This is a genomic window from Pseudogemmobacter bohemicus (genome assembly GCF_003290025.1).
Taxonomy (GTDB): Bacteria; Pseudomonadota; Alphaproteobacteria; order Rhodobacterales; family Rhodobacteraceae; genus Pseudogemmobacter; species Pseudogemmobacter bohemicus.
The window spans coordinates 176,029-198,389 of the sequence record NZ_QNHG01000004.1 but is presented as its reverse complement, the minus strand read 5'-3'; the positions used below and the strand labels follow the sequence as shown (position 1 = coordinate 198,389).

General features: G+C 62.4%; 25 protein-coding genes. 19 read left to right on the top strand and 6 right to left on the bottom strand.

Annotated features, from left to right (window positions below):
* Position 1 precedes the first annotated feature (1 nt).
* From DRF71_RS20035 to DRF71_RS19990, 12 genes are all read left to right on the top strand, one after another.
* Positions 2–289, top strand: a complete 288-nt coding sequence (locus DRF71_RS20035) for a hypothetical protein (protein ID WP_112312325.1) — start codon at positions 2–4, stop codon at positions 287–289.
* Positions 282–1,103, top strand: a complete 822-nt coding sequence (locus DRF71_RS20030) for a hypothetical protein (protein ID WP_112312324.1) — start codon at positions 282–284, stop codon at positions 1,101–1,103. Before DRF71_RS20035 ends, DRF71_RS20030 begins: the two co-directional genes overlap by 8 nt.
* Positions 1,096–1,461: a hypothetical protein gene (locus tag DRF71_RS20025; protein ID WP_112312323.1), complete on the top strand. Its 366-nt coding sequence runs from the start codon at positions 1,096–1,098 to the stop codon at positions 1,459–1,461. Before DRF71_RS20030 ends, DRF71_RS20025 begins: the two co-directional genes overlap by 8 nt.
* A gap of 162 nt (positions 1,462–1,623) precedes the next feature.
* On the top strand, positions 1,624–2,433 hold the full coding sequence (locus DRF71_RS20020; protein ID WP_112309744.1) for a DNA adenine methylase: 810 nt from the start codon (positions 1,624–1,626) through the stop codon (positions 2,431–2,433).
* Positions 2,434–2,476: 43 nt separating this feature from the next.
* The gene (locus DRF71_RS20015; RefSeq protein WP_157971202.1) at positions 2,477–3,148 is read left to right on the top strand and encodes a hypothetical protein; all 672 of its coding nucleotides are present in this window, start codon (positions 2,477–2,479) and stop codon (positions 3,146–3,148) included.
* Positions 3,149–3,558: 410 nt separating this feature from the next.
* Complete coding sequence (locus DRF71_RS20010) at positions 3,559–5,091, top strand: acyl-CoA carboxylase subunit beta (protein ID WP_112312321.1); 1,533 nt, start codon at positions 3,559–3,561, stop codon at positions 5,089–5,091.
* Positions 5,092–5,115: 24 nt separating this feature from the next.
* On the top strand, positions 5,116–5,532 hold the full coding sequence (locus tag DRF71_RS20005) for a DUF6497 family protein (protein WP_232831607.1): 417 nt from the start codon (positions 5,116–5,118) through the stop codon (positions 5,530–5,532).
* A 211-nt stretch (positions 5,533–5,743) separates the two neighbouring features.
* The gene (locus tag DRF71_RS28180; protein WP_198672293.1) at positions 5,744–5,884 is read left to right on the top strand and encodes a hypothetical protein; all 141 of its coding nucleotides are present in this window, start codon (positions 5,744–5,746) and stop codon (positions 5,882–5,884) included.
* Positions 5,885–6,106: 222 nt separating this feature from the next.
* Positions 6,107–6,238 (top strand): hypothetical protein, encoded by a 132-nt coding sequence (locus DRF71_RS29095; RefSeq protein ID WP_269814392.1) that lies wholly within the window; start codon positions 6,107–6,109, stop codon positions 6,236–6,238.
* Positions 6,239–6,414: 176 nt separating this feature from the next.
* The gene (locus DRF71_RS20000) at positions 6,415–6,813 is read left to right on the top strand and encodes a hypothetical protein (RefSeq protein ID WP_112312320.1); all 399 of its coding nucleotides are present in this window, start codon (positions 6,415–6,417) and stop codon (positions 6,811–6,813) included.
* A 193-nt stretch (positions 6,814–7,006) separates the two neighbouring features.
* Positions 7,007–7,261 carry a hypothetical protein gene (locus DRF71_RS19995; RefSeq protein ID WP_112312319.1) on the top strand — a complete coding sequence of 85 codons (255 nt, stop codon included), beginning with the start codon at positions 7,007–7,009 and terminating at the stop codon, positions 7,259–7,261.
* Between the two features lie 130 nt (positions 7,262–7,391).
* A complete protein-coding gene (locus tag DRF71_RS19990) occupies positions 7,392–9,395 on the top strand; it encodes an acetyl-CoA carboxylase biotin carboxylase subunit (protein ID WP_112312318.1) in 2,004 nt (667 codons plus the stop codon).
* A gap of 97 nt (positions 9,396–9,492) precedes the next feature.
* On the opposite strand, the gene DRF71_RS28770 is transcribed toward DRF71_RS19990, so the two are convergent.
* A complete protein-coding gene (locus DRF71_RS28770) occupies positions 9,493–10,002 on the bottom strand; it encodes a DUF4174 domain-containing protein (protein ID WP_232831606.1) in 510 nt (169 codons plus the stop codon).
* Positions 10,003–10,082: 80 nt separating this feature from the next.
* Between DRF71_RS28770 and scpA the strand changes: the two genes are divergently transcribed.
* From scpA to DRF71_RS19950, 7 genes are all read left to right on the top strand, one after another.
* Positions 10,083–12,239, top strand: coding sequence for a methylmalonyl-CoA mutase (gene scpA / locus DRF71_RS19980; RefSeq protein WP_112312317.1), 2,157 nt, complete (start codon positions 10,083–10,085; stop codon positions 12,237–12,239).
* A gap of 66 nt (positions 12,240–12,305) precedes the next feature.
* A complete protein-coding gene (locus tag DRF71_RS19975) occupies positions 12,306–13,136 on the top strand; it encodes a hypothetical protein (RefSeq protein ID WP_112312316.1) in 831 nt (276 codons plus the stop codon).
* A 139-nt stretch (positions 13,137–13,275) separates the two neighbouring features.
* Complete coding sequence (locus DRF71_RS19970) at positions 13,276–14,427, top strand: ABC transporter substrate-binding protein (RefSeq protein ID WP_112312705.1); 1,152 nt, start codon at positions 13,276–13,278, stop codon at positions 14,425–14,427.
* A 61-nt stretch (positions 14,428–14,488) separates the two neighbouring features.
* Complete coding sequence (locus DRF71_RS19965; RefSeq protein ID WP_112312315.1) at positions 14,489–15,409, top strand: branched-chain amino acid ABC transporter permease; 921 nt, start codon at positions 14,489–14,491, stop codon at positions 15,407–15,409.
* Positions 15,406–16,377 (top strand): branched-chain amino acid ABC transporter permease, encoded by a 972-nt coding sequence (locus DRF71_RS19960; RefSeq protein ID WP_112312314.1) that lies wholly within the window; start codon positions 15,406–15,408, stop codon positions 16,375–16,377. Before DRF71_RS19965 ends, DRF71_RS19960 begins: the two co-directional genes overlap by 4 nt.
* Positions 16,370–17,143: an ABC transporter ATP-binding protein gene (locus DRF71_RS19955; protein ID WP_112312313.1), complete on the top strand. Its 774-nt coding sequence runs from the start codon at positions 16,370–16,372 to the stop codon at positions 17,141–17,143. Before DRF71_RS19960 ends, DRF71_RS19955 begins: the two co-directional genes overlap by 8 nt.
* Positions 17,140–17,826, top strand: coding sequence for an ABC transporter ATP-binding protein (locus DRF71_RS19950; RefSeq protein WP_112312312.1), 687 nt, complete (start codon positions 17,140–17,142; stop codon positions 17,824–17,826). Before DRF71_RS19955 ends, DRF71_RS19950 begins: the two co-directional genes overlap by 4 nt.
* Position 17,827: 1 nt before the next feature.
* On the opposite strand, the gene DRF71_RS19945 is transcribed toward DRF71_RS19950, so the two are convergent.
* The 5 genes from DRF71_RS19945 to metG all read right to left on the bottom strand — a co-directional run bounded on the left by DRF71_RS19945 (position 17,828) and on the right by metG (position 22,170).
* Positions 17,828–18,130 (bottom strand): DUF2218 domain-containing protein, encoded by a 303-nt coding sequence (locus DRF71_RS19945; RefSeq protein ID WP_408634557.1) that lies wholly within the window; start codon positions 18,128–18,130, stop codon positions 17,828–17,830.
* A 133-nt stretch (positions 18,131–18,263) separates the two neighbouring features.
* Positions 18,264–18,848 (bottom strand): hypothetical protein, encoded by a 585-nt coding sequence (locus DRF71_RS19940; RefSeq protein ID WP_198672292.1) that lies wholly within the window; start codon positions 18,846–18,848, stop codon positions 18,264–18,266.
* A gap of 360 nt (positions 18,849–19,208) precedes the next feature.
* Positions 19,209–19,466 (bottom strand): hypothetical protein, encoded by a 258-nt coding sequence (locus DRF71_RS19935; protein WP_112312311.1) that lies wholly within the window; start codon positions 19,464–19,466, stop codon positions 19,209–19,211.
* Positions 19,467–19,773: 307 nt separating this feature from the next.
* Positions 19,774–20,205 carry a hypothetical protein gene (locus DRF71_RS19930; RefSeq protein WP_112312310.1) on the bottom strand — a complete coding sequence of 144 codons (432 nt, stop codon included), beginning with the start codon at positions 20,203–20,205 and terminating at the stop codon, positions 19,774–19,776.
* A 246-nt stretch (positions 20,206–20,451) separates the two neighbouring features.
* A complete protein-coding gene (metG, locus tag DRF71_RS19925) occupies positions 20,452–22,170 on the bottom strand; it encodes a methionine--tRNA ligase (protein ID WP_112312703.1) in 1,719 nt (572 codons plus the stop codon).
* Positions 22,171–22,361: the final 191 nt, after the last annotated feature.

Below are 22,361 nucleotides of genomic sequence, written 5' to 3'. Positions count from 1 at the left end.
CATGCCGCAACACGCCACCCTTCAGATCCAGCCGAAGACCTGGACCCGCGTCACCAGCGCGGCGGTCACCGCGCTCAGGCTGCAAAACCGGGGCCTCGATCCGCTCGAGGTGCAGGCCACCGCCGGCACCGCCGGGCCGGCATCGGAGGTCGGTGCGATCCTGTTGCGCTATCAGGATGTCATCCTCCCCGATCTCACGCTGGCGCAACTCTTCCCGGGCGTGACCGGTGCCGACCATATCTGGGTCAGGTGCTCCTCCGGTGGCGAAGTTTCGGTCAGCCATGTTTGATCGGCGCGGCCGATTCGGCGCGCTTGCCGCCCGGCCGCATGGCGGCGGCCCGGCCCCGGTGCCGTTTGCGCCCTCCGACCTCTTTGCCGCCGGCCAGCCCGGTCACTGGCCGGGCGGCTACGATCCGACCCAGGCGCGGCTCTGGCAAACTGCGTCCGGCGTGGTGGCGCGGGTGACAGCTGTGGGTCAACAGGTCGGGATCGTGCCGGATCGCTCGCAGGGCGGCGCCCTCGGGCCGGAGCTGTCTGCCGCAGAATACACTATCAGCACCGCCAATCAGCCTGTCCATACGGCGGCGGTCGAGGGCCTCTATCGCTTTGACATGGAGATTGTCAGCGGTGACGGGCGGGCGCGCCAGCAGGGGACACAGCCAGCCATTGCCGGGGCGCTTAGTTTCGCCCCGTCCATCCTTGAGGCCGATGTTATCGCCCGCCCGGGCAGCCTGTTGCGGATCAACACCAATGCGGCGTCGGGCCTTGTCTGCCGCCCGACGCTGCGGCTGATCGCGGGAAACCATGCCAGTCAGGAGGTGGCGCTATCTCGCCCGACGCTGCGGCAAGTCTCGGGCAAATGGTGCCTGGAGGCCGATGGCATTGACGACAGCCTGTCTGTCACGCTGCCCTCCGGCACCTATGGCCGCGCCTGGGTCAGCGCTGCCGGCGTGGTCACGGTCGATACGGTCACCGACCCCGTCAACGCCCTGATCCCGTCCGCTGTTGGCGCCTTACAGGCCGATGTGATCCTGCGCCAGGGGGCGTTCAGCCCGACAGAAGAGGCGCAGATCCGCGCCTATTGGGGAGGTCTCTATGCCTGATCAGATCCGCATCACCATCGCATGCCCCGCCGCCCTGATCCAGGACGCAAACCAGCTGGCACGGGTGATTGGCTACAGCGAGGCTGACGATCAGACCTATGGCGCTGCGATCTGGCAGGACGCTGCCGGCAATCGCTACGCGGTCGCATCAGGGTTGGTCTCGCCGGTGTTTCCAGAGGCGGCGGTCTCGCCTCTGACCGCCCCCGAATGGGGCGCCGACATGGCCGCCGCCGCTCGTGCCCAGGCGCTGATCCGCATCGGCGGGCCAGCGGCCCCCGGCCAGATCGCCGCCGTTATTGGTGATGACGTGCCCGCCGCGCTGGCAGAGCTGGGCCTGACCCGGATCGAAAGCATCTGAACTGACTGCTGCCGGCCCCGGCCGGCGGCAGGGCCTCAAGGGAGGCCAGAGGGGGAGGCAACCCCCTCTGACACGGGGACACCAGCTACGACACCCCGCCGACCAGCAAAAGCTTATGGCCGCTCCACCCTCGCGAGGGCGGCATCCTTGGACCACATGCAAATGAGAGAGTCACTGATTCCCGTCGATCCGGTCAGACCTGTTGCACCCTGGATCGGCGGCAAGCGCAATCTGGCAAAGCGGATCTGCGCCATCCTCGACACCATCCCCTGCACCACATATGCCGAGCCTTTCGTCGGCATGGGCGGCATCTTCCTGCGGCGGACATCACGTCCGCGCGCAGAGGTGATCAACGATTATGGCCGCGACGTCGCCAACCTATTCCGCATCCTTCAGCGCCATTACCCGCAGTTTCTGGACACGCTGAAGTTCCAGCTCACCACCCGGGCTGAGTTCAACCGGCTGGTCGACACGCGGGCCGACACCCTGACCGATCTCGAACGCGCCGGTCGATTCCTTTATCTCCAGCGCACGGCCTTCGGCGGCAAGGTTTCGGGTCGGAACTTTGGCGTACAGGCAGATCGCGGCGCACGGTTCAATCTGACCACGCTGGAGCCGATGCTGGAGGATCTGCACACCCGCCTTGCAGGCGTCGTCATCGAATGCCTCGACTTCGGCGAGTTCATCCACCGCTATGACGGCACCGGCACCTTCTTCTATCTCGATCCGCCCTATTGGGGCAGCGAGGGCGACTATGGCAAAGCCCTCTTCACCAGGGCGGATTTCGAGCGTCTGGCCGGGGTTTTAAGGGGCATCAAAGGCGGCTTTCTGCTCTCGATCAATGACGTGCCCGAGATCCGCGAGCTCTTTGCCTGGGCGCGGATCGAGGAGGTCGACACCACCTATTCCATCGCCGGTAAAGGTGATCGACCAAAGGCGCCAGAGCTGCTGATCCGGGGCGGCAGCCTGTGACCGCGTTGCCGGCCCCGACCGGCAGCCGGGTAGGGTAAACCCCTTGCTATGCCCTGCACATGTATTCAGTCTCAACAAGGACTACAGGATTAGGAAAATGCTCACAATTTCGGATCTTCTGCTTTTGCCGCTCAGCACCCTGATCGTGCTGGCGACCGGATATGTGGCCTACAGGATTGCCTATATTGGGCATGACGGCGCTCATTCGACCGTGGATGTGGTCTTCCTGTCCTTCACGTTTTCCGCGCTGGCTTCTGCTGTCCTTTGGGTCTGCGGAGACTGGTTTTGGCCCGGGGTCTTCCTGTCGATCTGCATGACCCTGGGCGCCGCAGCCTTCTGGAGGGTGTTTCTCTCGCCCTTCATCTGGAAAAAGCTGCGGGTCTGGGGCATTTCTGATCATGATCGCGGGCGCAGCGCCTGGGAGAGCATGATCACAAGAGGACTTCTTGCGCCTAATCGCATTGTCATCACACTGACCAATGGCCGCCAGCTGATGTGTGATGACACACGGCCTTTTGATGATGCCCCGCTTGGCCCTTGCCTCTTCGGACCAGATGGATCAGTCGCCTTGTATGTTACCAGCGAGCGTCCGGACAGTGACAGCGACTGGAAGGCCCGCACACCATTTGACGCAGACAACGCGGCCTGGGGCTATGAGATTACAGTCGTGCCTGCCTCCGAAATCTCACGGGTTGCCATCACCCGGCCCGCTTAGTCGCTGTCTTTGGCCGTCGCGAGGGCTTTGGGCCATCCTCGAATCTCCCTGGTCAAAATGCTCTCCGCAGAGTTCTGGCGAAGTACGGACGGGAGTCGAGACAGTTCTCTGGTGGGTGTTTAAGCCGGGCTTTAAGGGGGCGTTTAACCGGGGTCGGGCAGGGCGCTCACGCCCCGGTTTTCAAAAGTCGAATGGTGCAACTTTAGATGTCAAACAGTGCAAGTTTCGCTGTCCCGCTACAACAACCGTCATAACAACAGCAGTGCGGTACGAGCGTATTGAAATGGGATTATTTGCGGATATTCATTTTGCATAATATGCCGTGACAATAATTTGCAAATTTCCGAAGTTTCGTTTTCATTTCCCGTTGCGCAATATTATTGTCCACCCGATTCCCGGGGAGGTGCGCCATGAAAGATATCCTGCAAGAGCTTGAAGACCGTCGCGCGGTGGCGCGGGCCGGGGGCGGGCAGCGTCGTATTGATGCGCAACATGCCAAAGGCAAGCTCACGGCGCGCGAGCGGATCGGGCTGTTGCTGGACGAGGGTTCCTTTGAGGAATTCGACATGTTTGTTGCCCATCGCTGCACCGATTTCGGGATGGAGCAGGATCGGCCGCCGGGCGATGGCGTCGTCACCGGCTGGGGTACGATCAATGGCCGCATGGTCTATGTGTTCAGCCAGGACTTCACCGTGTTTGGTGGCTCGCTTTCCGAGACCCATGCGCAGAAGATCTGCAAAATCATGGATATGGCGATCCAGAATGGCGCTCCGGTGATCGGGATCAACGATTCCGGCGGTGCGCGGATCCAGGAGGGTGTCGCCTCGCTGGCCGGTTATGCCGATGTGTTCCAGAGGAATATCATGGCGTCGGGCGTGGTGCCGCAGATCTCGGTGATCATGGGGCCCTGCGCCGGCGGCGCGGTCTATTCGCCCGCCATGACCGACTTCATCTTCATGGTCAAAGACACGTCCTACATGTTCGTCACCGGCCCCGATGTGGTGAAAACGGTCACGAATGAGGTGGTGACGGCCGAGGAGCTTGGCGGCGCCTCGACCCATACAAAGAAATCCTCGGTGGCGGATGGGGCCTTTGAAAACGATGTCGAGGCGCTGGCGGAAATCCGTCGCCTGTTCGACTTCCTGCCGCTCAATAACCGCGAAAAGGCGCCGGTGCGGCCCTTCTTCGACGAGCCGGGCCGGATCGAGCAAAGCCTTGATACGCTGATCCCGGACAATCCGAACCAGCCTTACGACATGAAGGAACTCATCCTGAAACTCGCCGATGAGGGCGATTTCTATGAGATCCAGAAGGATTTTGCCGGCAATATCATCACGGGTTTTATCCGCATCGAGGGGCAGACGGTCGGCGTGGTGGCGAACCAGCCGATGGTGCTGGCGGGCTGCCTTGATATCGACAGCTCGCGCAAGGCGGCGCGGTTTGTGCGCTTTTGCGATGCGTTCGAGATCCCGATCCTGACGCTGGTGGATGTGCCGGGCTTCCTGCCGGGCACGGCCCAGGAATATGGTGGCGTCATCAAGCATGGCGCGAAACTCCTGTTCGCTTACGGCGAGGCGACAGTGCCGAAGGTCACCGTCATCACCCGCAAGGCTTACGGGGGCGCCTATGACGTGATGGCATCGAAACATCTGCGCGGCGATTTCAACTATGCCTGGCCTACGGCGGAAATCGCGGTGATGGGCGCGAAGGGCGCGGTCGAGATCCTTTATCGCAGCGAGCTGGGCGATAAGGACAAGATCGCCGAGCGCACGAAGGATTACGAGGACCGTTTCGCCAATCCTTTCGTCGCGGCTGAGAAGGGTTTTGTCGACGAGGTGATCCAGCCGCGCTCGACGCGGCGGCGTGTGGCGCGCGCTTTTGCCAGCCTCAGGAACAAGAAACTCTCGAACCCCTGGAAGAAGCACGACAATATCCCGCTTTGAATCCCCATGAGGTGAGGTCGGGCTATGTCTTCTCTGTATCGGCGTCTTTTTATTGCCCTCTTTCTGAGTCTGAGCCTTGCGGCCGGGCGCTGTGATGATGAGGAGGCGCCGGCAGCGGAAGGGGCCATCGCGCTGCCTTCGGGCAAGAGCATCGAATGGCTTGACGTCAGGACTGATACAGCCGGTGTGGAAGGCGCGACCGCGCGTTTCCGCTTTATCGATAAGAGCCTGAAACCGGGCGAGGACCGCAGCGAAGATATGCAGACCCTTTGTGACACATTCGCGCTGGAGCGGGTCGCGGGCATGGTGCCCGCGCCGCGGCAGATTGTGATCATGCTGGCCGATCGCCCGGTTCCCTTTGGTGAGGCCGATCCCGAAGCCGTGCAGCTTTTCGAGGCATATCGCCTGGAAAACGCCGCCTGCATCTGGGAGATGTTCTGAAGATGCCACTACATCTGGTTGAAAACAGGGGCAAAACAGCAGCTTCTGATGTATTGGAGTCACAGGGCAGCAACTTGCTCACCTCCGCGTGTTTTTCATCTGCGGATTCCGCTATTCTCGGCGCAGGCCGAACCCAAGCGGCCTTTACCTCGAAAAGGGACAGGGCCGGCATCGGGTCGGCCTCAAGATCCCTGAATGAATGGAGCAGAAGATGTCGAGCACTATCCGTATTGTTGTCGCACTTGCTTTCGTGGGCACCGTTGCCGCCTGCGCAAAGAAAGTTGAAGAAGAAGTCGTCTATATCGACGAGCCGGTTTCGGTCGAGCCGGTCTATACCGGCAAATATAAGTAAGACGGTTGCGCAGCCTGCCCGGGTTGCCGGGCGGGCTGCGTCGTTTCTCCGGCGCCCGGTTGCGGGCTTTGCCGACCGTATTTCTGCCCGTTTCGGGCGGGCTCTGCCTGTGGCCGCATTTGTCGCACAGGTGAATGCAAATTCAGTGAAATCTCTGATTCCCTTCTGTGGACGCACACCATATGGTGCGGCACATTATCCTGATTCGCACTGGAGGTTGTCATGCGGACCACTGCTATCGTCGCTCTTCTCGCCCTCTCGACCCTGGCCGCTTGCGCCAAAAAAGTCGAAGAGACCGTCGTTGTTTCCGAGCCCGTCTCGGTTGAGCCGACCTATACCGGCAAGTACAAGTGATTTCGCAGGGCGGCCGGTCCCTGACGGATCGGTCGCCCGGCTTTCCCTGCTGACGGGGTTCGGGCCGCAAAAAGGTCTGCATTCCGGTCCGGATTCCGGACAAAGATGTCCGGCGCCGCTGGCGTCACGCCTGCCCTGGCTGCTAAAGCCGGTTCCGCAAAGAAAGGAACCGCGCCATGCTAAAGCATAAGGGCTTTCCGGGGCGTCTTACCGGAACCGATTTCCAGTTCACCATCCGCCGCGCCAATCTCAAGGAAGGTGCGTCAAAGATCATCCGCCGCGAGCGGTTCAAGGATCGCAAATTCGTCGACCGCAAGGCTGACGAGGCCTTTCTGGCAGCGCTCTGGGCCTGTTTCGGCGAAGAGGTGTTCGAGCGCGGCAATCTTGATGCCGGCCGCCTGTCCTGGCTGTTCGGCCGCGAGGTGGTCGCAGCAGAGGATCCGTTCGATCCGGCCTCCTATGACGCGCTTTTGCGGATCGACGTGAAACGCGCCGAGGCGGCATTCCCGGCTGTATTCGCTCCGGATGCGCCTGAAATCAGATTTGACGAAGACGATGGGGAGGATTGGGAATGATCCTCCTGCCGGCAGTCTTTTCACATGACATGCAGCCCGGTGTGATCCGGGACGGGGAGGGCGTCAAATCCTCCCTGGCGGCTTTCAGCCGCTTTGACCGTCGCATTATTGTGAGAACTGCCGACGACTCTTTTGCATTGCAAAAGAATACGCTAGAATCGGCCTCAATCATAACAAGCCGAGGCAGTATCCCATGCGTAAACTTGTCCTGCTCTTCCCGATTCTCGCTTTGCCGCTGGCTGGCTGCGTCAATAATGGCGGCGGCTATAACAACGGTTATGGCAGCTCTTCGCCCATGGACAGCGCCGCTGTGCGCACCATCGGCGGCGCGGCGGCCGGCGCTCTGGTTGCCGATGCGACCGGCGGCTCGAAAACCAAAGGCGCGCTTATCGGCGCCGTGGTTGGCGGCGGCTCTTGCATGGTGCCGGGCGTCAACAACTGCAACTGACCTGACCCCCGCTTTTGCGGGGCAGGGTCGCGTTACCGACAATCTGAAACAGGGTCTTCCGGGTGTCATGCCCGGAGGGCCCTTTTTGTTTTTCCGACCCGTTGGCCCGGGTGGGAGCTGAGGGAGAGCCATGTTCAAGAAGATCCTGATTGCGAACCGGGGTGAGATCGCCTGCCGTGTCATCAAGACCGCCAGGCTGATGGGCATCAAAACGGTCGCCGTCTTTTCCGATGCCGACCGCAACGCGCTGCATGTGCAGATGGCGGATGAGGCGGTGCATATCGGGCCTGCCCCGGCGAACCAGTCCTATATCGTGATCGACAGGATCCTTGACGCGATCCGCCAGACCGGTGCCGAAGCGGTGCATCCGGGCTATGGCTTCCTTTCCGAGCGGATGGATTTCGCCGCCGCGCTTGAGAAGATGGGCGTCGTCTTCATCGGCCCGCCTTCGCCAGCGATTGAATCGATGGGCGACAAGATCACCTCGAAGAAACTGGCCCAGGAGGCCGGGGTTTCCACTGTTCCGGGCTATATGGGCCTGATCGCTGACGCGGATGAGGCGGTGAAGATCTCGGATCAGATCGGGTATCCGGTGATGATCAAGGCTTCTGCCGGAGGTGGCGGCAAGGGGATGCGGATCGCCTGGAATGCCGCCGAGGCGCGCGAAGGGTTCGAGTCGTCGAAAAACGAGGCTGCGAACAGCTTCGGCGATGACCGGATCTTCATCGAGAAATTCGTGACGCAGCCGCGTCATATCGAGATCCAGGTGCTGGCCGACAAGCACGGGAATACGGTTTACCTGCATGAGCGCGAATGCTCGATCCAGCGCCGGAACCAGAAAGTCATTGAGGAGGCGCCGTCGCCCTTCCTTGACGAGGCGACCCGCAAGGCGATGGGCGAACAGGCCTGTGCGCTGGCGAAAGCGGTGGGCTATACCAGCGCGGGGACGGTCGAGTTCATCGTCGACGGCGCGCGGAATTTCTACTTCCTCGAAATGAATACCCGCCTCCAGGTGGAACACCCCGTCACCGAACTGATCACCGGCATCGACCTGGTCGAGCAGATGATCCGGGTGGCGGCGGGCGAGAAACTGCCCTTCGCGCAGTCGGATCTGAAGATCAACGGCTGGGCGATGGAGAGCCGTCTCTATGCCGAAGACCCGTATCGCAATTTCCTGCCCTCGATCGGTCGCCTGACCCGCTACCGCCCGCCGGTGGAAGGTCAGACCGCGCGCGGCGGCATCGTCAGAAACGATACCGGCGTCTATGAGGGCGGCGAGATTTCGATGTATTACGACCCGATGATCGCCAAACTCTGTACCTGGGCGCCGACCCGAGAGGGCGCGATTGGCGAGATGCGTCTGGCACTGGATACGTTCGAGGTCGAGGGGATCGGTCATAACCTTCCCTTCGTGGCGGCGGTGATGGATCACCCGAAATTCGTCGCCGGCGACATCACCACAGCGTTTATCGCCGAGGAATATCCCGAGGGCTTCCAGGGCGCGACTTTGCCTGAGGGCGAGCTGAAGCGCATGGCGGCGGCAGCGGCGGCGATGAACCGCGTGGCCGAAATCCGGCGCACCCGGATCTCGGGCACCATGGACAATCACCAGCGCCGGGTGGGCGATGACTGGGTCGTAAGCCTTGGCGGCCAGGATTTCGCGGTGCAGATCGCGGCGGATCGCGAGGGGTCGACGGTGCGCTTCGCCGATGGCTCCAGCCTGCGCGTCAGCTCGGACTGGGTGCCGGGCCGGCCGCTGGCGCGGATCGCGGTCGATGGCACTGATCTCGTGATGAAGGTCGATAAGATCCCGATGGGCTTTCGTTTGCGGGCGCGTGGTGCCGACCTTAAAACCCATGTCCGCACGCCCCGCGCGGCTGAACTGGCGCGGTTGATGCCCGAGAAACTGCCGCCCGACACCTCGCGCTTCCTGTTATGCCCGATGCCGGGTCTGGTGGTGAAAATCCAGGTCGAGGAAGGCCAGGAGGTGCAGGAAGGTCAGGCGCTGGCGACCGTCGAGGCGATGAAGATGGAGAACATCCTCAAGGCCGAGAGGAAGGGCGTGGTAAAGCTGATCAAGGCCAAACCGGGCGAAAGCCTGCGCGTCGATGACGTGATCATGGAATTCGAATGATCCCCGCACGGCAGGGGCGCGATTTGCGCGAGGGTGCCGGAATTCGTTACGAATTCCGGACCGGTTTCTTCAAAGAAACCGGGGCCACTGGCTGCGGTCAGCGCCCTGCGGGGTTCCGTTCCAGCGCCTCTGTGCGCGCAATCGGCATTTTGTCGATTGTGTTGATGATTTCGCGCGCGGCGCGCGGCGAAGGACGGCGGATGGGGGATTTCCAGTCCTTGTCCATCATCACTAGCGAAAAGCCGCGCGGGCGCAGCTTCTGGCGGATCTCTGACGGGTTTGCCGGGTCGGTATCGGTGATCAGGATCACGTCGCGCGCCGCCAGTTGCGGATAAAGGTCGGGCAGGATCTCCATCTGCCGGATGAAATTCGGGTCATGCGGATTGTCGGCAAAGACGATCACCGGGCGACGCAGATACAACTCGTCTGCCTCGGACACTTCTGAGGCGGGCATCGGGACGAATTCAGGGCCAAAGGCGGGATTTGCCGCCGGAGGCTCATCTGACGAGGTTTCCTGCGCCTGTAGCAAATCGGGCAGGATGCCGGGAACAAGGCCCGCAATCGCGGCCATGAAAACGAGGGAACGGCGGTCGAGCTTGTAATCCATGCTCCGGATATAGGGCGGATCGGGCAAAACCCCAAGCGGCGAGATGGCGCAGCTGTGCCTTTCGCGAACGGAGTGGAAGAATGAGCGATCAGAAAAGCCCCGATCTGAGCACCCCGGATCTGAGCACTTGGGAGGCGCTGGCCTCGAAGGAGCTGAAAGGCAAGCCTGCCTCCAGCCTCAACTGGCAGACGCTGGAGGGGATCGAGGTGAAGCCGCTTTATACGGCGAGCGATCTCGCAGGGCTGCCGCAAATGGGCGAGCTTCCCGGTGTGGCCCCGTTTACCCGTGGCCCGCGCGCGACCATGTATGCCGGCAGGCCCTGGACGATCCGGCAATATGCCGGTTTTTCGACCGCCGAGGAGAGCAATGCCTTTTACCGCAAGAACCTCGCGGCGGGGCAACAGGGGGTCTCGGTCGCCTTCGATCTGGCGACCCACCGGGGCTATGACAGCGACCACCCGCGTGTCGTGGGCGATGTCGGCAAGGCGGGGGTGGCGATCGATTCCGTCGAGGATATGAAGATCCTGTTCGACGGCATTCCGCTGGATAAGGTCTCTGTTTCCATGACGATGAATGGCGCGGTGATCCCGATCCTCGCCAGTTTCATCGTGGCGGGCGAAGAGCAGGGTCACGCGCGCAGCCTGCTGTCCGGCACCATTCAGAACGACATTCTGAAGGAGTTCATGGTCCGCAACACCTATATCTATCCGCCCGAACCCTCGATGCGGATCATTGCGGATATCATCGATTATACCTCGAAAGAGATGCCGAAATTCAACTCGATCTCGATCTCGGGCTATCACATGCAGGAGGCGGGGGCGAACCTCGTTCAGGAGCTGGCCTATACGCTCGCGGATGGGCGCGAATATGTCCGGGCAGCACTTGCGGCGGGCATGAATGTCGATGATTTCGCGGGGCGGCTTTCCTTCTTCTTCGCCATCGGTATGAACTTCTTCATGGAAGTGGCAAAGCTCAGGGCGGCGCGGATGCTCTGGACCCGCATCATGCAGGAATTCGAGCCGAAGAAGCAGTCCTCGCTGATGCTGCGCACCCATTGCCAGACCTCGGGTGTCAGCTTGCAAGAGGCCGATCCCTATAACAACGTGATCCGTACCGCTTATGAGGCGATGTCGGCGGCCCTGGGCGGTACGCAAAGCCTGCACACCAATGCGCTGGATGAGGCGATTGCGCTGCCGACCGAATTCTCGGCCCGGATCGCACGCAATACCCAGCTGATCTTGCAGGAAGAGACCGGCATCACCCATGTGATCGACCCGCTGGCCGGCAGCTACTATGTCGAAAGCCTGACCGCGCAGCTGGCCGAAGAGGCCTGGAAGCTGATCGAAGAGGTCGAGGCGATGGGCGGCATGACCAAGGCGGTGGCCACGGGGATGCCGAAGCTCCGGATCGAGGAGACGGCTGCGCGGCGCCAGGCGCTGATCGACCGCGGCGAAGAGGTGGTGGTCGGCGTCAACAAATATCGCAAGCCCAAAGAAGACCCGATCGACATTCTGGAGATCGACAATGTGAAAGTGCGCGACAGCCAGATCGCGCGGCTGAATCATATCCGTGCCACCCGCGACCAGGTGGCCTGTGATGCGGCGCTTCTTGAACTGGGGCGGCGTACGGTCGAGGGCGGCAATCTGCTGGAGGCGGCGGTGGAATGCGCGCGGGCGCGGGCCAGCCTTGGCGAGATAAGTCTTGCGATGGAAGGCACATTCGGGCGTCACAGGGCGGAGGTGAAGACATTGGCAGGGGTTTACGGCGCGGCCTATGAGGGCGATGCGGGCTTTGAGGCGATCCAGAAAGACGTCGAGGCTTTCGCCGAGGAAGAGGGCCGTCGCCCCCGGATGCTCGTCGTCAAGATGGGCCAGGACGGCCATGATCGCGGCGCCAAGGTGATCGCCACCGCCTTTGCCGATATCGGGTTCGACGTCGATGTCGGCCCGCTGTTTCAGACCCCGGAAGAGGCGGCCCAGGACGCGATTGACAACGACGTCCATATCGTCGGCATCTCGTCGCAGGCGGCGGGGCACAAGACGCTTGCGCCCTTGCTGATCGAGGCGCTGAACAAGGCGGGCGCCGGCGATATCATGGTGATCTGCGGCGGCGTGATCCCGCAGCAGGATTACGACTATCTGAAAAACGCGGGCGTGAAGGCGATTTTCGGTCCGGGCACCAATATCCCCGACGCCGCAAAAGAGATCCTCGATCTGATCCGGGCTGCCCGCAGCTGAAGGCTGCGCTATGATGTGGGAAAGGGGGGCGATTCCGCCCCCCTTTTTCATGCGGAGTATCCAGGTTTGCGTCTTGCCGCTTTGCTGTCATTCTCGCTGATCCTGCCATGGCCTGCGCAGGCGGAAACGCGGCTTCTGGATTTCCTTGGCCAGGAGGCTTGCGCGGTCGGGCCTGCCACCCGTGACAAGGCCCTGGCGGCGGGGATCCGGGCTTTGGAGTTCGATGCTTTCATGGACAATGCGGCGACCACAAGGGAGGGCGCATGGCTGGTGATCGCGCCTGAGGATTGCACGATTCTGATGCCGAAGATCGGGACAGAGCTTTCCTTCACCGACCCCGACATTGCGGCACTGATCTCAGGCCCCGAAGGCGTGGATGACTATAGCGGGCCGGGCTGCTTTATCGGTTATGTCGATGATATGGTTCGGGCGCTGATGAAAAGCCGGGGCTGGGACGAGGCGAAGGCCAATCGTGAATATTTCCGCCTGCTTGGCGCGGGGTTTGCCTCGGGCGAGGTTGGGTTTTACGGCGAGAACCCTTTGGAGACGCCTTATTCTTCGCGCTATATAGGACCGGGTTGTGATCAGGGGCCGGGCGTGGCGGAGATCCGTGCCAGCCATGACTTCCTGACCGCGCATTTCGATCAGATCATCCGCGAGGCGGGCTCTTATGTCGCTTGCAAAGAGGGCGCCGCGATCTCTTCCGGATGGATCGGGCCGATACAACAGGACTGGAGCGAGCGCGGGGCAAAGAATGTCTGGCTCGTGGTCGAGCTGCTTTTCCTCTCGATGGCGGCCGGGTGGCAACAGGGCTGGGACCATGAGAAGAAGGGCACTCCACGCCCGCCGCTTTGCCGCGAGCAGCCGCTGGAACAGGACTGGAGCCGCATGGAGTAGCGGGGCAGCCTTTGCCACAGCCAGCCTGGGCGAAGGCCTTGAAAATACCGGAAAACCCGGCATTAGCGCTTGCGGCGCGCGGGAAAACCGCAAGAATGGCATAAAAATGCTGACCAGAATGCTGACCGGGGAGAAACCGATGAAACTGAAATCGCTGCTGGTAAGCGGTATTGCCGCTCTTGCCCTCGCCCCTGTTCTTGCGCAGGCCGAAGGGGTGAAGGTCGGCATGATCACCACTCTGTCCGGCGGCGGTGCGGGGCTTGGGGTCGATACCCGTGACGGCTTTCTGCTGGCGCTGAAAAACGCGGGCGAGGCCGGCAAGGCGGTCGAGCTGATCATCGAGGATGACCAGCAAAAGCCCGATATCGCGGTGCAGATCGCCGATAAGATGATCCAGTCCGATGAGGTTGATCTTTTGACCGGCATCGTCTGGTCGAATCTTGCCATGGCGGTGGTGCCGGCGGCGGTGGCGCAGGAGAAGTTCTACCTCTCGACCAATGCGGCGCCCTCGGCGCTGGCCGGCGCGGGCTGCAATCCGAAATATTTCTCGGTCTCGTACCAGAATGACAATCTGCATGAGGCGGCCGGCGCCTATGCCAATCAGGCCGGTTACGGCAAGGCATTCATCATGGCGCCGAATTACCCGGCCGGGATCGACAGCCTTACCGGCTTCAAGCGGTTCTACGAGGGCGAGGTCGTCAACGAGCTTTACACCCAGGTCGGCCAGACCGATTTCGCCGGCGAGATTGCGCAGATCAAGGCCTCGGGTGCCGATACGGTGTTCTTCTTCCAGCCGGGTGGCATGGGCATTGCCTTCATCAAGCAATATGCGGAATCCGGCTCGGAAATCCCGCTGATCGGGCCTGGATTCTCGTTCAGCCAGGACGTGCTGCCGGCGGTGGGCGATGCGGCATTGGGCGCGAAGAATTCCGGCAACTGGTCGCCAGATCTCGAGAATGAGGCGAACAAGGCCTTTGTCGCCGGGTTCGAGGCCGAATATGGTCGTCTGCCCTCGCTTTACGCGGCTTATGCTTATGACACCGCCAATCTGTTGCTCTCCGCGATGGCAAAGGCCGATATCAACGACGCCGATGCCTTCCGCGCCGCGCTTAAAGAGGCCGATTTCGCCACCGTGCGCGGCAAGTTCAGCTTTGGCCCGAACCAGCACCCGATCCAGGACATCTATATGCGCGAGGTAATCAAACGCGAGGATGGCACCCTGACCAACCGCATCATCGACAAGGCGCTGGAAGACCGTTCCGACGCCTATGCGGCCGAATGCCAGATGTGACGCCTTGCTGCGCAAAAGACACGGGCCGCATAAGCTGCGGCCCGTAATGCATTGAAGGATAATGGGTTTGATGCTGCTGGCCGAGCAGATCCTCAACGGTCTGCAATATGGGATGATGCTGTTCCTGATGGCGGCCGGGCTCACGCTGGTCTTCGGCGTGATGGGGCTGATCAACCTCGCACATGGCGCGCTTTACATGCTGGGCGCCTTTGCCTGCGCCTTTGTGGCGGGGATGAGCGGGTCCTATCTCATGGGACTTGCCGCAAGCCTTGCGCTGGCTGCAGGCATCGGCGCGCTGGTCGAGATCACCGTGCTGCGGCGGCTTTATGCCCGCGACCATCTCGATCAGGTTTTGGCCACCTTCGCGCTGATCCTGGTGTTTTCCGAGGGCTGCCGCTGGGTTTTCGGGAATTTCCCGCTTTATCTGACGCTGCCGCCCTGGGCTTCGGGGGCGGTCACCCTGCCGGGCGGGCTGCAATACCCGTTGTTTCGCCTGTTGATCATCCTTGTCGGCACGCTGGTGGCGCTGGCGCTTTACCTGCTGATCACCCGCACCCGCCTTGGCACCCGCATCCGCGCCGGCGAGGCCGACCGCGAGATGACCGCCGCCCTGGGCATTGATATCGCGAAGCTTTACACCCTGGTCTTCGCGCTTGGCGCCGGGCTTGCGGGGCTTGCCGGCGCGCTGGTCGGCACCATCCAGTCGGTCCAGGTGGGGATGGGAGAGCCGGTGCTGATCCTCGCCTTCGTCGTCATCGTGATCGGCGGCATCGGCTCGGTCAAAGGCGCGCTGGCCGGCGCATTGCTGGTGGGCATGACCGACACGCTCGGCAAAGCGTTTTTGCCGGGGCTGCTTGCCGGTTTCATGCCCCAGGCCAGTGCCAATACGATGGGGGCGGGGCTTGCCTCGATGCTGATCTATATCCTGATGGCGCTGGTGCTGGTCATCCGCCCCCAGGGTCTGTTCGGAGCAAAGGCATGAGCCGCGAGATGCTGATCAACCTCTCGATGCTGGCGGTGCTGATCCTGACTGGTGTGATCGCGCATCTGGCCGGGCAGGGCTTTGTGGTGACGCTTGCGACCAAGGCCGCGATCTTCGCGCTGGCGGGGATGGGACTGAACCTCTGCCTTGGCTATGGCGGGTTGATCTCTTTTGGCCATGCGGCGTTTTTCGGGATCGGCGGCTATGTCTGCGGCATCCTCGCGCTGCATGCGGCCAATGCGATGCCACTGGTCGCGGGCTGGAGCGGGTCGAACCAGATGCTGCTGATCTGGCCTCTGGCGATGCTGGGGGCCGGGCTGATCGCGGTGCCGATCGGGGCGCTTTCCCTGCGCACCTCCGGCGTCTATTTCATCATGGTGACGCTCGCCTTCGCGCAGATGGTCTATTATTTCGCGATCTCCTGGCCGCAATATGGTGGCGATGACGGGATGAGTTTTTACACCCGCAACCAGTTTCCTGGCATCAATACGCTGAAACCATTCGGGTTTTTCCTGATCTGTGCCGGGGTTCTGGTCGTGGTCACCGCCGTGATCGCGCTGATCACGCGGTCGCGCTTTGGCCTTGTGCTGGGCGCCGCGCGGCAAAACCGCATCCGGGTCGAGGCCGCCGGCATCCGCCCCTTTCCCGTCCTGCTGACCGCTTTCGTGCTTTCCGCGATGATCACCGGGCTTGCGGGGGCGCTTTATGCCGATCTGAACCGCTTTGTCAGCCCGACCATGCTCAGCTGGCATATGTCGGGGGAAATCATGGTCTTCGTCATCCTCGGCGGTGTGGGGCGGCTTTGCGGCCCGGTCGCGGGCGCGGGTCTCTATGTGTTGATGGAGCATCTGCTGGGCGGCATTACCGACTACTGGCAGATCCTTCTCGGGCTGGTGCTGCTGACGGTGGTGATGCTGGCGCCGGGCGGGCTGATCGGGATCCTGAGCGGGAGGGCCCGACATGGCTGATCCGGGGACTGATCCGGCGGCTGGTCCGGTGCTGGAGATCCGCAATCTGGTGAAACGCTTCGGCGCGCTGGCCGCGACCGATGATGTCAGCCTGACTCTTTTGCCGGGGGAGATCCATGCGCTGATCGGACCCAATGGCGCCGGGAAATCCACCCTGATCCGCCAGATCACCGGCGAGGTCCGTCCCGATTCCGGCGCGGTGTTTTTCGCCGGAACCGGGATCACGGGGCTTGGGCCGGCGGCACGCAGCAGGCTGGGACTGGCGCGTTCTTTTCAGGTCTCGCAGCTGCTGCCCGATTACACGGTCTTGCAGAACGTGCTGCTGGCGGTGGCAGGAGCCTCGGGCGGTGCTTTCCATTTCCTGCGCAATCCTCTGAAGGATCCGCGACTTTTGCCACAAACGCTTACACATATCGAACATTCTGGCCTTTCCGGGCGTGAGGCGATCCAGGTCGCATTCCTCTCGCATGGGGAACGTCGCCGGCTGGAAATCGCCATGGCGCTGGCGCTGAGGCCCAGGGCCTTCCTGCTGGACGAGCCGATGGCCGGGATGGGGGCCGAGGGCGCGAAAGACCTGACGCGGCTTTTGTCAGACCTGCGGCATCAGGCTCCGGTTTTGCTGGTCGAACATGATATGGATGCGGTCTTTGCCCTCGCCGACCGCATCTCGGTGCTGGTTTATGGCCGCATCATCGCAACCGGCACGGTGGCCGAGATCCGCGCCAATCCGGAGGTGCGCCACTCCTATCTCGGGGGGGATGCATGAGCCTGTTGCAGCTTGATCAGGTCACCGCCGGATATGGCCCCGTCCAGGCGCTGTTCGGCGTGTCTTTTGCCCTGGGCGAGGGCGAGGTGCTGGCGCTGATGGGGCGCAACGGCATGGGGAAATCGACCACGATCCGGGCGCTGTGCCGGATGATGCCGCTGACCGGCGGAGGGGTGCGCTTTGCCGGGCAGGATATATCCGGCCTCGCCTCGCATCAGGCGGCGCGGCTGGGGATCGGCCTCGTGCCCGAAGGCCGGCGCTGTTTCGCGCCGCTCAGCGTGCTGGAAAACCTGACCGTGGCGGCGCGGCGGGGGCCGTGGGATCTTGCCCGCGTCCATGCGCTTTTCCCGCGCCTGAAAGAGCGCAGCGCACAGCCCGCCCGCACGCTTTCCGGGGGCGAGCAGCAGATGCTGGCGATTGGCCGGGCGCTGATGACCAATCCGCAGCTTCTGGTGCTGGATGAGGCGACCGAGGGGCTGGCGCCGGTGGTGCGCCAGGAGATCTGGCAGGCGATCAACCGGCTGAAAGCCGATGGTCTGTCGCTGCTGATCGTCGATAAACTTCTGAAGGAAATCAGTCAGGTGGCCGACCGCGCGGTGATCCTTGAGCGCGGACGACCGGTCTGGGAAGGGGCGCCGGCAAGCCTTGCCCCGGATCAGGCCGACCGCTGGCTGGGCCTGTAGCTCAGGCGGTCGCCGTCTCGTCCAGCGTCCAGGCGAAACCGGAAAACCCGTCGCGGAAGGCAAAGATCACCAGGTGTTTGTCGACGATATAGCGCGCCTCGATGATCCCGCGCACATCCTCGGCCGAGACCTTCACCGTAAGGCCGCTGGCATCGGCCGCCATCTCGACCGGGCCCGGGCCCAGCGTGGCGCGGCCATGATGGGCATCGACCTCGACCTCGATCTTATGGGCGAAATGTTTGAACAGCTGTTGCATATATTTCGAGCCATTCGGGGTCTCGAAACGGGCCGAGGATGTCAGCATCGCGGGATCCTTTTCTTTACCCCTCAGGATCTAAGAGGGGAATTCCCTGTGGGCAAGGCCGGGAATTGCAGAACGGGGCCTTCCTGTCGTGCTTTGGCGCACCAAAGGGAGGCATGTGGCGACAAAGCTGTGATCAGTGCACGAGACGCAGATGCCGGGCTGCCGGGCGATGGGTCGGCTGTTGCGACGGGCGCTGAGAGGCGGCGCTGGCCGGGATCGAGGCGAGGCTCTCGGCGCGGGCGGCGGCTTTGGCGGCTGCGGTCTTCTCGGCATCCGCAGCCGGGAAGCGGGCGGCAAAAGACAGCGCCACCTGGATCAGCATCGGATCCATCCTGCCGCCGGTCACCTCAAGCACCGGGCCGCGCGCCAGATCGGCCCGGTCGCGCCGCATCGCATGCAGCATGAGGCAAAAGGCGGCCTCTTCCGGCGTCACCTGGTCGCGGCAGGATATGCAAAGCGGGTTGGCATAGTGGAAATCGGCCTCGCGCGCCTGGCGCAGGGCCTGGATCACCGCCAGCAGTCCATGCGCGATCTGCGGCCCGCGCGCCTGGCCCCAGCGTTCGGCGGCGATGGAATAGGCGCCCTGCCAGGCCTGGCTTTCCGGGCGGGCGAAAGCGGTCATAAAATGGCGGGTGACGGCCAGAAGTCCGGTCTCGAAGGCGTCAAGCCCGAGCGTGGCAAGTGGCATGGCATCGGCAGAGGCGAGATGGTCAGGCATCGGGGCAGGGGGCTCCGGTCGGGGGGCCGCTTCGCGAAAGCGCGGACCTGGCCCATGAGGTCAGGTCAGGCGAAAACGGACGGGATTGCAGAAAACGGGGACGGCAATTCGCGCACAGGCATCCTGGATGGGGCAGCCGGGGTGGTGGAATGGCTGAGGCCCTGGCACATCTGGCGAAAGCTGGACGATTATTTCCTATTAAAATACTCGGAATTATGCAAGCTGAAAATACCCTGCCTTTTCAGGGCATCGCGAGCCTCTGCGGCTGGATGCCGCCGCATGTGGCCCTCCGTAAAAGGAAGGCCGCCCGGCGCGGGATCCTCCGGGCCGGGCGGCAGGGGCAGATCTGGCGCCGTGATCTCAGTCGCGGACCCCATAGGTGACAGTGTCGGAGGACCCGGCGATGAAGCCGGCCCGGAGCAGTTGCGGCGAAGCAGTGCCGCCGGTATCGGCGATATCCGAAATCACGCCGTAATCCTCAGCCAGCACCTGCGGGCCGGTCAGGAAACTGCGCGGCGCGATCACCAGCAGCATCACCGCCCCATAGACCAGCACGAAAAGCAGCGTGGCGACTATGGGGCCGCGCAAGAGCCCCCGCTTCTGCGAAATATCGTTCATGTCATTCTCCCTCGGGCAGCTTCGGGAACCGGAACGAGCTATGGCAGCAGTCTGGCATGAAACAGGGGCTTTGTGGTTCTCACTTATTGCGATGTTTTGGGAAAATGTTCCTGTGTTCTGCCGAATTCTGTAAGGGCCGGCTATCCATCTGTTGAATTCTTCGCGCCTGCGGGAATTTTTTCGCATCTGCAGCATTGCGGCGTCCTGCAGGCAGGATCGTCGGCGCCATGACGGAGGGCACAGCGATAGAAAAACCCTGCCGGATTGCGCAGGCAGGGTCGGATTCTACAGGATGTGGTGATCCTGATCAGTAGCAGACATACCAGTATTCGCAGTAGCCATACCAGTCGCACCAGTATTCCCAGTAGCACATGGCGCGGTTCTGGGTTTCGGCGGCATCGCGCAGGCTTTCGGCTTTGGCGACGACCAGGGCGTCGTCTTTGGCAAGCGCAACGGCCTCGTCCAGCACCTTGCCCAGATCGACCGGCGTGCCGCTGGTTTCAATCGTGGTGCCGGCGGAAACGTCGAGCATCATCTGCACGCCGGCGATCATCGCCAGTGCATCGCCTTTGGAGCGACCATAGTTGATTATCGCATTGGCGGTTTGCAGGGTGGAGCCCTTTTCAGCCTGTTCGGCGGGCTTCATCGCGGGGGGCGCGGTGGGGGTTTCGGCGGTTACCGGAATGCCGGATGTGGCTACGGCCGCGGCAAAGGCCAGCAGGGTGAAAAAGCGTTTCATTTTTATCTCCGGTTCCGGAACGGCGGTCGTGCTCCGGTTGAAAATGGGTGTGTCGCTTCGCTCAGGATCTGTCTGCGGCACGCTGCAAGACTGCTGGATCCAGAGAGTTCCGGCAAATGAAAATCATCGTCACAAAGCCGGAATGGGCGGGCAGACCGCTGTTTCAGCCCGTCATCGGAGGAGATTTTCGCCACCCGTTGCAGCCCCTGCCGGGGCCGGCCTTGCCTGTGCGGCCGGCCCCGGGGGTCAGCTGCGGATGCCGGCGAAGCGCTGTTGCCAGTCGGCGCGCTCTTCATCGGTGATTTTGCGGAAGAGGTTTTCCGGCACGCTGAAGGGGCTGCCGGCGGCGACCCCGGCCATCGCGTCGGCGACGTCGTCGGGCCAGGTCCAGTCTTCATGGTCGAGGGACGCCATCATCGCCGCCGCCGCATCCGGGATGAAGGGGCGCGACAGCACCGCATAGAGCCGGATCAGGCCGAAGCCGAAACGCACGATTGCCTGGGCGGCCTCGGGATCGGTTTTCACCACCGTCCAGGGCGCGGCGGATTGCAGATATTCATTGCCCGCGACCCAGATCGCGCGCAACTCTGCCGCCGCCTTGCGGACCTCGATCGCATCCATCAGCCGTTCATATTCGCGCACACGCGCCGTCAGATCGGCGATCAGCGCAGTCTCCTGCGGGCCGTAAGCCCCCCCCGAAGGCACCTCATCGCCGAATTTCGACTTCGCGAATTTGGTGATGCGGGAGACGAAATTTCCCAGCACATCGGCGAGATCCTTGTTCACCGAGACCTGGAAATTCTCCCATGTGAATTCCGCATCCGAGCTTTCCGGCGCATGGCTCAGCAGCCACCAGCGCCAGTAATCGGCAGGCAGGATCGACAAAGCCTGGTCCATGAACACGCCGCGCCCGCGCGAGGTCGAGAACTGGCCGCCGTCATAATTCAGATAGTTAAACGATTTCAGGTAGTCCACGAGCTTCCACGGCTCGCCCGAGCCAAGGATCGTCGCCGGGAAAGACAGCGTATGGAAGGGGACGTTGTCCTTGCCCATGAACTGGTAATAGGTGACATCTGCCGCGCCCTTATCGGTGCGCCACCAGCGTTCCCAGTCGTCTGCCGGGCGGCCCTGGGCATCGGCCCATTCCGCCGTGCAGGCGATATATTCGATGGGGGCATCGAACCAGACATAGAAGACCTTGCCCTCCATCCCCGGCCAGGGCTGGTCACCCTTTTGCACCGGGATGCCCCATTTCAGATCGCGGGTGATGCCGCGATCCTGCAGCCCGTCGCCGTCATGCAGCCATTTCTTCGCAATCGAGGTGGTCAGGATCGGCCAGTCTTTCTTGCTGTCGATCCAGGCCCCGATCTCGCCCTTCAGCGCCGACTGGCGCAGGTAGAGATGTTTGGTCTCGCGCAGCTCAAGATTGGTCGAGCCGGAAATCGTCGAATGCGGATTGATCAGATCGGTCGGGTCCAGCTGCTTGGTGCAATTGTCGCATTGGTCCCCCCGCGCGCTCTCGAAGCCGCAATTCGGGCAGGTGCCCTCGATATAGCGGTCGGGCAGGAAGCGGCCATCATCGACCGAATAGAACTGCTGCTCGCTCACCTCGCGGATCAGCCCGTTATCGGCCAGCACCCCGGCGAAATGCTGGGTGAGGCGGTGGTTTTGCGGGCTGGAAGAGCGGCCGAAATGGTCAAAGCTGAGCCGGAATCCCCTGGCCAGATCGGCCTGGACGACATGCATCTCGCGGCAATAGTCCTCGACGGGCTGGCCGGCCCTGGCGGCGGCCAGCTCAGCGGGCGTGCCATGCTCGTCGGTTGCGCAGATGAACATCACCTCATCGCCGCGCCCGCGCTTGTAGCGCGCGAAGAGATCGGCGGGCAGCTGCGAGCCGACAAGGTTTCCCAGGTGCTTGATCCCGTTGATATAGGGAATGGCCGAGGTGATCAGAATGCGTGCCATGGATGTGCCCTTTGCAATCGTCCCGCTCCCATAGCGCAGGATGCGCGGCCATGCCAGTGCGGCAAAGGCCGTGGGGTCAGGGCGGGGCCGGGTCTGCGGCCCGCGCAGATTCATCTTTGGACGAGTGCGGCGCCGGAGTAGATTTCCGGCAATGCAGGCCGCCTGCTGCCCCGGCTGATGAAAATCGGCAG